The organism is Streptomyces sp. NPDC000941, assembly GCF_053599555.1.
This window is the reverse complement of sequence record NZ_JBSFMM010000326.1, coordinates 1-9,611: the sequence shown is the minus strand read 5'-3', so window position 1 is coordinate 9,611 and position 9,611 is coordinate 1. Positions and strand designations below refer to the sequence as shown.

Sequence of the window (9,611 nt, the reverse complement as noted above, 5' to 3'; positions counted from 1 at the left end):
CAGCACCCGGCCGAGCCCCAGCTCCCTGCTGATGCGGTACGCCAGTGTGGACTTGCCCGTCCCCGGGCGGCCCGTCACCAGAAGGGGACGGCGCAGAATCAGCGCCGCGTTGACGACATCCGCCTCTTCCGGATCCGACCGCATTCCCAGGGGAGCGGCGCCCAGCCGCCGGGCGGCGTCATGCTCGTCCTCGGGCGGCGCGGGCGGCTCGGTGGGCGCGTCGCCTTCCCCGTTCTGTAATTCCTCGTTTGAAGACTCCCGCGCTTCGGCCTCGATGCCGTCCGGAGGGCCCGCGGAGACGCCGTCGAAGGTGCGCCACGGTGGGGGCGGCGGAAGGATCTCTTCCAGGCTGACGTCGTGCAAAGGACGTCCGGTGCCCTGATAGATCCACCAGGGGCGGGGGATGCCCGACGGCGGGCCGACGTGGGACGTGGGACCCGGATCACCGCCTGCGTGTCCGTTGTGCCGCTTCGTAGGCCCTGCGTCGGTCATCGACTGGCCACCCCCTCGTCCGGCCCCGCCACTCGCCCTTGCGTCCCTACGGGACGGGTCGGGTCGTCCCAAACGAGCATGACATGTTGACCAAGGTGCTGTTCCCGCTCTGCGGATCCAATGCCTTGGGCCTCCAACCGCAACTCTTTCACGGCTTCGCGGAGCCGTGCCAGGTCCCCGTTGGCCTCGACGGGTTTTTGTCTCAACTGATGGACCAGGTACGGGTCCCGTGCAGGTCGCCGATCCCAGATGACGACGGGGACACCCGCCCGCCACGCCGCCGAGACCTGCTGGTTCCCCTCCCGGCTCGCGCTCGGCGGGGCGTTCAGCACCAGGGCGAACACATGCTGGTCGGCGTTGAGCCGGGCCACCAGGGCGCCCGGGTCACCGGAGCGCGGGCTGTCCGGATCCGGCCCGTCGACGACGAGCTGCCGGGACCGCTCCGGCTGGGCGCTGAAGGTCCGCCAGCGTTTCTTCCAAGGAGGGTACCGGTACGGGTTCTGGCTGCGCTCCAGGCTCCGTACGACGACCGAATAGCTCGAGCACAGCGGGGTGGCGAAGTCGCTGTCCAGCTCATCGCGCCACATATGCACCGGCAGATGAAGGTCCTCGGCGCTCAGGACGAACTCCAAGTGGATGCTGCGGGCGTCCTCCCACTCCACCACGGCCTCGTGCACGAGGTCCTGTACGGCACGCTCTGCCGTGGCGGCCGTGACGTTGCTGACCGGGCCGCGGACCGGGTACCAGCCCGTCGGGTCGTAGGCGTGCCACGAGGAGAGCTCGTACCGGCCGGGCTCGTCCTGCGGCAGCAGCTGGATCACCAGATAGGCGTCGATCGACTCGGCTGGGGCGGCGTGTCCCACCTGCTGCCGCAGCGACCTCAGCTCCGAGGTCAGCGACAGCCCGCGCGCCCGCTCGTCCGCCCACCTCCGCAGCCGGTCGGCCAGCTCAAGCGGCCGGGCGGAGGCGGCCAGGTACTCCACCAGGGCCAGGCACGGCGGTAGGCCGTCCGGCCGCGCGTTCATCCGGCTCAGGGTCTCGAAGGCGTGCCACGGGCCAGTGACCGGCGGCACGTCCTGCAGCGGCGCCGCGCCCCGGCACAGCCGCGCCAGATGCGCGACCTCAAGCCCCTCCAGCAGCGAGCACAGCCGCTCGGTGGCGTCCGGGGGCAGCGCCGGACGGGCTGTCATCTGCTCTATCACCGAGTCGAGTCGGCTCATGGCGGTCGCGTCGGACGGCGCCAGGATCGCCAGGGCCTCCCGCAGCGCCAGCATGGCGCGCTCGTTGCCCAGACATTCCTTGGCCAGCTCCGCCAAGAAGTAGTCGGTCACCCGGTGGTTGCGGACGGGCAGCGCCGCGTGCAGCTCCGTGGCGACCAGTTCCAGACACAGCGCACGAGAGTCCGGATCTACCAGACACTTGAACTCCCGCAGCGCCGTGACGAGATGGTTGACCGATTTCAGGCCGCCTTCCCCCGTGGCCGCCATGCATGACCTCCCGCGCCCCCATCACCGGTCCCCGCCGCCGATGATCTATGCCGGAACCCTGCCACAGGCGGTCCCCGCCCGGCCCGGACTCCGGACCAACTTGTATGCCCGGAACTCATCATCTGACACCCCGTGAGGCGCCGGAGTCGCGCCCGTCACACGATGGTGGCCGGCTCCGTGGCAGGCCACGAGGGCCGCGCGGCGGTCAGCTGAGGCCGAGCAGCTTCAGCCGAGACGTCCACTTCGACCCTGCGTGCGGCCCGGGGCCACTGAGCGTTGCGGGAGGTCACCAGGATGTGGTCGGGGCCGACGGAAGGAAAGAAGGGGCATACCGTATCCAGTTCCTCAGCGTTGTCGAAGACCAGCAGCCAGTCACAGCAGGGGCGGCCGGTGCGCAGCGGCTCCAGCACCCCACCTGCTGGCGCAGCGACCTCAGCGACGAGGTCAGCGACAGCTCGCGCGCCTGCTTGTCCGCTCAGCTCCGCAGCTGGTCGGCGGGTGTTCCAGCGGGAAGGCGTTGTTCGGCTCGTCGTCGGCGGCGTCCGTCGGTCACCGCCCGGCGAGCGTGTCCCCCACTCTGGCCCGAGCGGTGCCGGAGAGCGTCTGGTGCAGGGCTTCGACCCGTGAACGGACCAGGCCTCCTCGGTACTCCTGCGGCAACTCCTCCCAGACGGCGACGGCCACGTCGGCCGCGCCAAGGGGATTACCGTCCGCAGACAGACACGTTGCCTCGTCCATTGTGAGCAGGGCCCGAGTCATCACTGACGATGAACTGGTAAGGGCGAGCGCTGCCGACTGTTCTGCATACGCCTCGCGCGTTTGGCCCATGAGAGTGAACGCCTGCGAGAGGTGCACGTGATGCTTCTGGTACGGGTAGCCGAACCACGTGTCGGCAGCCTGTGAGCCGTCCAATTGATCGGCGGTGGAACGCGCGTCGGCTACCGCACGGAGAGCCCCCTGCTGGTCACCGGTTGCCGCCAGAGCCCGTGCGGTGACCGCGGCGGCCAGCGCCGTCGACGCGGAGGGCTTCCGCCCGGCCTCGGCACGGGCTTTGGCGGCCAGTTCTGCCGCTGCTCGTGGGGCGCCGTAGTTGAGCGGGATCATCGCATGCCGGGCCAGCGTCCAAGCGACCATGTGACGGTCTCCCGACTCGCGGGCTGCCTGCTCGGCGGTGGTGAACCAACCGTGTGAGTCACGCTGGTCGCCGCGGTCATGCTGGATGATCGCCACCAGCCCGGTGATACCGGCTGCCGTACGGGCCAGATCCGTCCGTGCCCCCGCCGGGTGTGGACGGCCCAGAACATCCCGCAGCAGATCGAGGTCTCCTCGCATCTCCGCCAGGGCGACTGCCGGCGGCCGACCGCGATACCCTCCGCGATGCCGCTCGAATGCCTCGTCAAGGTAGGCCAGATCGCCGGCGTTGGAGCCGGACAACGCGGCGTTGATCCCTTGCCGTGCCTCCGCGATGCCGGGCAGAGCCACGACACCGGTCGCGGCCACCGCTGCCGCGCCGAGAAAGCGTCCGTGTCCTCCTCTGCACCGTTTTCGACCGTGTTATCAAAGTACTGGGTTACCGTGCCGAACCGATCGGAAGCACTGCCGTTTTCCGGGGAACCCTCCCATGGGCGTGTCGGCAGGCCCAGCATTTCGCCTGGGACGCCGAAGCCGTCTGCAACCCGTTCGATGACTTCTTGTCCCCGGATACCTCGGACGCCCCTGATGATGTCGCTGACGCGCGAGCTGGTCATCTTTCCGATGGCTGCTGCCATCGCTGCATGGCTGGAACCGGTGCGCCGGTTGACGAGGCGGAAGATCTCCTGGAAGTCGCGGTCGGCGCAGGCGCGTTGCATGGCCTCGCTATGTAAGAGCGCGTCGGGGATCGTGAGCGGGTAACTGCTGCGGCGGGCTTCGCGTTCGTCCATGGGGCACCTTGCGGGACGGCAGTGATCTGTTCCAAATGTAGTCCGCAGCTGTGATCGGGGATCCCCAATGCGGTGGTTGGGGTTCCCCAAAATGACCTGCGGGGTTCCCCGTTCGCTGTTCTCTCCGGCGTTCCGCTTGCTTGGTGTTCGTCAGACGGCACACATGCGTGCCGGACGGCGCAGACTCCGACGCCGCTTGGGACGACCCGGGGCATGGCCGACATCAGCTCGGGCCGGGCAGCTTCAGCCAAGCGATCAGTTCCGCCGTGGCCGGGGCATCGGGCGCGATGACCGCGAGGACGTCCGGCCAAGGCGTCCCATGCACCGTACGCCTCGCAGATGCGCAGCAAGGCCAGCGCCTTGGCCCGGCTCGCCGACTGCCGGGCCACCTGTGTGCCGATGCCCGGCAGTTCGCCCAGCAGCTGCTACCAGGCGGTGGGGCAAGGGCGCGCAAGCCACGTAGCGGCGGCGTCGGGGGCTCTGGGCGGCCGGTGCAGCGCGCCGGCTCATCTCAGATGGTTTTGTCGTCCTCGCGACTCTTGGCCCTGAGCCAACTTATGGTTGATCGTTCAGGCCACGTCGTGTGCGGTGAGTGTCACGTGCGTGTCGTCGGTGTCGATGGCGATGTTGAGCGAGGCGTCGAGTCCCTTGGCGAGCTTGGCAAGGAGGGGCAGAGTCGGGATGGTGTCGGAGTCTTCGATGCGGGAAATCTTGGCCTGGGTCAGGCCGGCACGGGCGGCGAGCTCAGCCTGGGACAGGCCCAGCTCCGTGCGGCGGTCGTAGACCACCTTTGCGAGGAGCATGGACAGGCGGTGCTCCCGTCGCTCCTGCTCGATCTCGGGCGACTCGTGGTATCCGTCGGCGAGCCTGCGTTCGCGTGCCAGCTTCCAGCGACTGTGCTGCATCACTGCTCTCCTGCCTCACGGGTGAAATCGGTGTGGGCTGAGCCATACTCGGCCTCGCACTCCTTCTTCGCCTGGATCGCCCGGTTGATCTGAGCCTCCTTGTGTGGTCGCGTCTTGCCGAAGATGGTGAGCGGCACGATGTGTCGGTCATCAGCTCGGCCAGCAGGTCTGCGTAGTCCTCCACCTTGCGGTAGAGCTTGTCTGGCAGGAGTTCCAGCCAGGCTCGGGCGTCCGGCTCGACCGATGGAGGCACGCGGTCTCGTCTGGCGCCGTGGTGACTATCGGTATCCATGAGGGCGCGTAAAGTGTGTATTTGGCTGCTCCGTGCTGTGCGATGTTGCTGTTTAGCGCCGGTGGCCAGCAGCTGGGCGTGTGTACATGGCGATGCCATCCAACGGCATCGGAGAGCGCGAGGTGAGCGCGGCCGGGGAGCCGACGCTTCATCGCCTCGTGACGGCGAATCCGAGCCCGGTCACCAGCACCGCGGCAGCGGCGCAGCCGACTCCCAGCGGGCCGGTCAGGGCCGGGTGCTGGTAGGTGACATAGGCCAGAGCCGTGACGACGATCAGGATCATCGCCAGGGCAAGCAGCAGCAGGTACACCCGTATGTCGTGATTCCGGTCATAGCGGTGCGGGGTAGTCGGATCGGGGGTCATCGGATTTCTCCTTCGGATTCAGGCATTCGGGCGGCCGCATGCGCCGGCGGGGGTGATTCGTCCTTTGCGGAGGACGGCTTGGATCGGAACGAAAAGGAGTCAGTCACGGCAACCGCCTCGGGGTCGAACTTCCCCCATTGGTGTGATTTGCCCCATTCGGTGGGTCTTCCAGTGGATTGTGCTGGTGTTCCCCAGGCCGGCCGAGCGCTTGCTGAGAGAGCGCGGCGCGTGCGTGCAATGTTCGTGCGCCCTCCAGGTAGGGACCGGAGAGCGCTTGGTAGACCTGTTCCTGTACGCGCATGTAGGGCAGCAGCCGGTCGGTCTCGGGAAGGTCGGGCAGCGCCTCCGAGGGGTGGTTGAGCGCGTCCCGCAGTACGTGCAGGGGTTTCCAGCGGCGGCCGAGCCGGTCCAGGACGCTGCGCAGGATGTACAGCGACTCGTCGCGCATCCCGGCGGACAGCAGTAACTCCCGTACTTCCTGGTGGAACTCGTAGCCGGTTGCCGTCTCGTCCATGGGGTCTGCGGCTCCGACCCTGCGTAGCAGTCTGCCCAGCACGAATTCGGCGAGGTCGCCGGGGCTGCTGTGCGGCTCATGCACGCCTTGGACGAACTTCATCACCGGGATGGTGAACGGCGCCGCCGCCAGCCGGGAGGCGAGTCTGAAGGCGCACAGCGGCTGCGAGCGCTCCTTGAATTCGGCCACGCCGTGGTCGACTCTGTCTCAAGCCGGATCGGGGCTCGACCGTGCGGTCTGCTGAGCGCGAATACACGAGGTCTCCTTCTTGGATGATGGTTGGGACTTCTTGATCGGCGGGCGGTAACCCGCTGGTTGCCTTGGCCGGGGTGTTCCACCACCCCGCCGCTCGCCTTTGCGTCCCTACGGGACGGGTCGGGTCGTCCCAAACGAGCATGACGTGTTGCCCAAGGTGCTGTTTCCGCTCCACGGATCCAATCCCCTGGGCCTCCAACCGCAACTCATTCACGGCTTTGCGGAGCCGTGTCAGGTCTCCGTTGGCCTCGACGGGTTTTTGTCTCAACTGATGGACCAGGTACGGGCCTCGCGGATGGCGCCGAAATGAGGACGGGGGCGCTCGCTATGCTGCCGAGGCATGCCGGTTCCCCTTCTGGCTCACGCCCGGCGGCGCGTTCAGCACCAGGGCGAACACACGCTGGTCGGCGTTGAGCCGGGCCATCAGGGCGCTCGGGTCACCGGAGTGCGGACTGTTCGGATCCGGCCCGTCGACGACGAGCTGCCGGGACCGCTCCGGCTGGGAGGAGAAGGTCTGCCAGCGCTTCTTCCAGAGGCGGTACCAGTGCCTCTTCTGGCTGTGCTCCAGGCTCCGTACGACCACCGAGCAACTCGAGCACAGAGGGGTGGGATGGCTGTCCAGCTCATCGCGCCACGTATGCAGTGGCAGATGGCGGTCCTGGGCGCTCAGGAATGCAGTGGGCATCCTTCCGCTCCGCCGTGGCCTCGTGTGCCAGGTTCTGAACAGCGCGCTCGGCCGTGGCGGCCGTGACGTTACTCAGCGGGCCGCGCACCAGATGCCAGCCCTCCGGGCCCGGGAACCCTGCTACAGGCGGTCCCCGCCCGGTCCGAACTCCGGATAACTTGTATGCCCCGAACGCCTCACCTGACACCCCGTAAGACGCGAGAGTCGCGCCCGTCATACGGTGGTGGTCGGTGATATGGCAGGTCACGGGGGCGCGCGGCGGTCAGCCGAGGCCGAGCTGTTTCAGCCGAGCGATCAGTTCCGCCGTGGCCGGGGCGTCCGGTGCGATGACCGTGAGGACGTCGGCCAGGGCGTCCCACGCACCGTACGCTTCGCAGGTGCGCAGCAGGGCCAGCGCCTCGGTCCGGCTCGCCGATTGCCGGGCCACCTGAGTGCCGACGCCCGGCAGTTCGTCCAGCAGTTGCTGCCAGCCGGTGGGGGACGTCAGCCCCGGGACGGCGAGCAACAGATTGGTCAGCTCGCCCAGTTCGCGGATCTTCAGCTTGCGGGGAGGAGCGGTGGGGCGGGCCGAAGGGGGCGCGGGCAGGCGGCGGAGGAGTTCGAAGGCGAATGCCGCCGCGTGCCGGGAGGCGACCGGCTGCCAGTGCTCATCGTGTGCCTCGTCCTTGTCGGCGAGCAGATCGGAGATGCCGCGGATCACCAGGGCGTCGACCTGCCGGTTGACGTACGCGCCCGCCAGGAAGCCGAAGCCCTCCATGTCCACCGCCACCGCGTCGCCCGCGCCCGCCGTGAGCCGGCGGCCGACCTCGGAGCGCTGGTGGGCCACCACGCGGCCGCCCGCCGCGATGGGTTTGACATGGGCCCTCGGGCGTGGCGCGGCGTCGCCCCCGGCGGGGCGGATGCCGTGCTGCCACTCGTCGTTGGCCGCGACCATCCTGGCCAGCTGGACCAGGTCGTAGGTCGACTGATGGGTCTTCTGGCGGGGCAGAAAGGTGTCCTCGGTGTCCTTGCCGGTCTCGTAGTCGTACACCGCCTCCGCGGCGACCACATCCCCCAGGCCCACGTCCTTTCGGCCGCCTGCCACCCCGACGAACAGCAGGGTCCGCGGGGTGAAGAGGGCCGAAGCCCGCTCCACGAGGGCCGCGGCGCCCGGATTCCCCGGGCCCGTCATGTGGATCGCGACCGAGGTGCCGGGGGGGTGGCCCTTGCGGAAGACGCCCACCTCGAACAGGGACCCCCGCTCGGCCGCCACGGTGCGCAGCTCCTCCAGATGCGCCCGTACGGCCTGGTACTCCACCTCGAGCGCGGTGAGGATGACCGCCTCCGCCCGCGCGCCGCCCGCCGGACCCCCGTCCTCGTCAGACCACACCTTGTGTCCCCACTCCTTGTCCGTCTAAGAGATATCCCGTAATGCCAGGTCAGGCGTGCTTTCCTGTGGGCAGTTGCCGGTTTGTGGTCAGCCGTTGATCCCCAGTTTCAGGTTGTGCAGGGCGGCGATGCCGGCGACAGCGTGGTTGATCCCTTCTCCCTTGCGGCGGCACTGGCTAAGGATCCGGTGGTCATTGCGGCGCGCGATGGTGTGCTTGGCGACGGCGCGGCGCTTGCGGAACCGCCGGTAGGCCCGGTCCTTGATGATCTTCCGGCCAGGCACGCGCCGGGGCGCGCGGATCCGCTCGATCCCTTGGTAGCCACCGTCGCCTGACAGGCGGGGATGAGGGGGCAGGTCTTGCCAAGGATCTCCCAGAAGACCACCACATCGTTGCGGTTGCCCGGCCAGGCGTCGCCGACCGCGGCGATACGGCGGTCGTGGGCCCGGCAGACGATCTGCACATTAAGACTGCGCCGGTAGTTCTTCGGCTTCTTCGTTTTCTTCTGGTCGTGCACCGGAATGAGGTGCCGTCCACCAGCCACAGCTCCCGTCGCACGGTGGAGTCCGTGGTGGCGAAGAGCGTGACCAGTTGCTCCATGGTGAGGTTGGTGCGGTAGCCCAAGACGACCAGCAGCACCCGGTCACCGAAGGCCAGTGACCAGGGTCGGCCGCACCCGCTGTCCGGGCGGCACCGCCACAAACGGATGACCAGGGCGTGCAACTGCGGCCCGGACAGCCCCGTCCACGCCTTCAACTGAGCTGAACGGCAGGCAGCAAGGCAAGGTTCCATACAACTGACCGTAACCCGAACTGACTTCATGACGTTATGCCTGATGCTGGTCCGGGAGAGGGGGGGGAGAGCGTGGCGGGTCGATCACCGGCTGCTCCTGCTCCTGCTCCTGCTCCTGCTCTTGGGGAGGGGCGGCGGTTTCGGGGGCCGAACCGGGGTGAGGTGTGGCGGCGGGCGAAGGATGCGCCGGTGTCGGTGATCCGGTTGCCGTTGGTTGTCGGCGATGTGGTTGTCCGCTGCCGGGTGGAGCGGTTGTTTTCGGCGATGTGGCAGGTCAAACGCGCGCTGCGGCGTGATGCGCGGGATGTGGTGGACGCGTACTGGGCCGGTGATGTGCGGCGCGAGAGGGATGTGAAGGCGTGGCGGGCCGAGCTGGGTCTGTCCCGCTCCAGGCTGGAGCGGCGCGCGTATCGGCATCTGGAGCGCTCAGGCTGGTTGAGTGATCATGTGTCGAAGGCGTTGGTGATGCACCAGGCCGACGAGGTGTGGGCCGGTGTGGCCCGGCACCTGCACCCGGACGCGTCGGGGCGGCGGGC

The 9,611-nt window shown here is 68.4% G+C and carries 9 protein-coding genes and 2 pseudogenes; 1 reads left to right on the top strand and 10 read right to left on the bottom strand.

The annotated features are described in order from the left end of the window. The 10 genes and pseudogenes from ACWDSL_RS49565 to ACWDSL_RS49520 all read right to left on the bottom strand — a co-directional run. A pseudogene (locus ACWDSL_RS49565) lies at positions 1 to 492 on the bottom strand (MoxR family ATPase); the annotation flags it as partial. After that, positions 489 to 1,979: a VMAP-C domain-containing protein gene (locus tag ACWDSL_RS49560; RefSeq protein WP_450495878.1), complete on the bottom strand. Its 1,491-nt coding sequence runs from the start codon at positions 1,977 to 1,979 to the stop codon at positions 489 to 491. The gene ACWDSL_RS49560 and the pseudogene ACWDSL_RS49565, both read right to left, overlap by 4 nt. Positions 1,980 to 2,528: 549 nt before the next feature. Continuing rightward, positions 2,529 to 3,479, bottom strand: a complete 951-nt coding sequence (locus tag ACWDSL_RS49555) for a transcriptional regulator (RefSeq protein WP_450495877.1) — start codon at positions 3,477 to 3,479, stop codon at positions 2,529 to 2,531. Positions 3,480 to 4,470: 991 nt separating this feature from the next. Further along, positions 4,471 to 4,806 carry a helix-turn-helix domain-containing protein gene (locus ACWDSL_RS49550; RefSeq protein WP_450495875.1) on the bottom strand — a complete coding sequence of 112 codons (336 nt, stop codon included), beginning with the start codon at positions 4,804 to 4,806 and terminating at the stop codon, positions 4,471 to 4,473. Next, on the bottom strand, positions 4,806 to 4,943 hold the full coding sequence (locus ACWDSL_RS49545; protein WP_450495873.1) for a hypothetical protein: 138 nt from the start codon (positions 4,941 to 4,943) through the stop codon (positions 4,806 to 4,808). Before ACWDSL_RS49545 ends, ACWDSL_RS49550 begins: the two co-directional genes overlap by 1 nt. A gap of 303 nt (positions 4,944 to 5,246) precedes the next feature. After that, entirely contained in the window at positions 5,247 to 5,462 is a 216-nt protein-coding gene (locus ACWDSL_RS49540; RefSeq protein WP_450495871.1) for a hypothetical protein, read from the bottom strand. Between the two features lie 103 nt (positions 5,463 to 5,565). After that, a complete protein-coding gene (locus ACWDSL_RS49535) occupies positions 5,566 to 6,165 on the bottom strand; it encodes a hypothetical protein (RefSeq protein ID WP_450495869.1) in 600 nt (199 codons plus the stop codon). 391 nt (positions 6,166 to 6,556) lie between these two features. Further along, complete coding sequence (locus ACWDSL_RS49530; protein WP_450495867.1) at positions 6,557 to 6,916, bottom strand: VMAP-C domain-containing protein; 360 nt, start codon at positions 6,914 to 6,916, stop codon at positions 6,557 to 6,559. Positions 6,917 to 7,178: 262 nt separating this feature from the next. Then, positions 7,179 to 8,285 (bottom strand): phosphorylase family protein, encoded by a 1,107-nt coding sequence (locus tag ACWDSL_RS49525; protein ID WP_450495865.1) that lies wholly within the window; start codon positions 8,283 to 8,285, stop codon positions 7,179 to 7,181. An 87-nt stretch (positions 8,286 to 8,372) separates the two neighbouring features. Beyond that, complete coding sequence (locus ACWDSL_RS49520; protein WP_450495863.1) at positions 8,373 to 8,567, bottom strand: hypothetical protein; 195 nt, start codon at positions 8,565 to 8,567, stop codon at positions 8,373 to 8,375. Positions 8,568 to 9,264: 697 nt separating this feature from the next. On the opposite strand from ACWDSL_RS49520, the pseudogene ACWDSL_RS49515 reads away from it, so the two are divergent. Beyond that, positions 9,265 to 9,611: pseudogene (locus ACWDSL_RS49515) on the top strand (transposase); the annotation flags it as partial.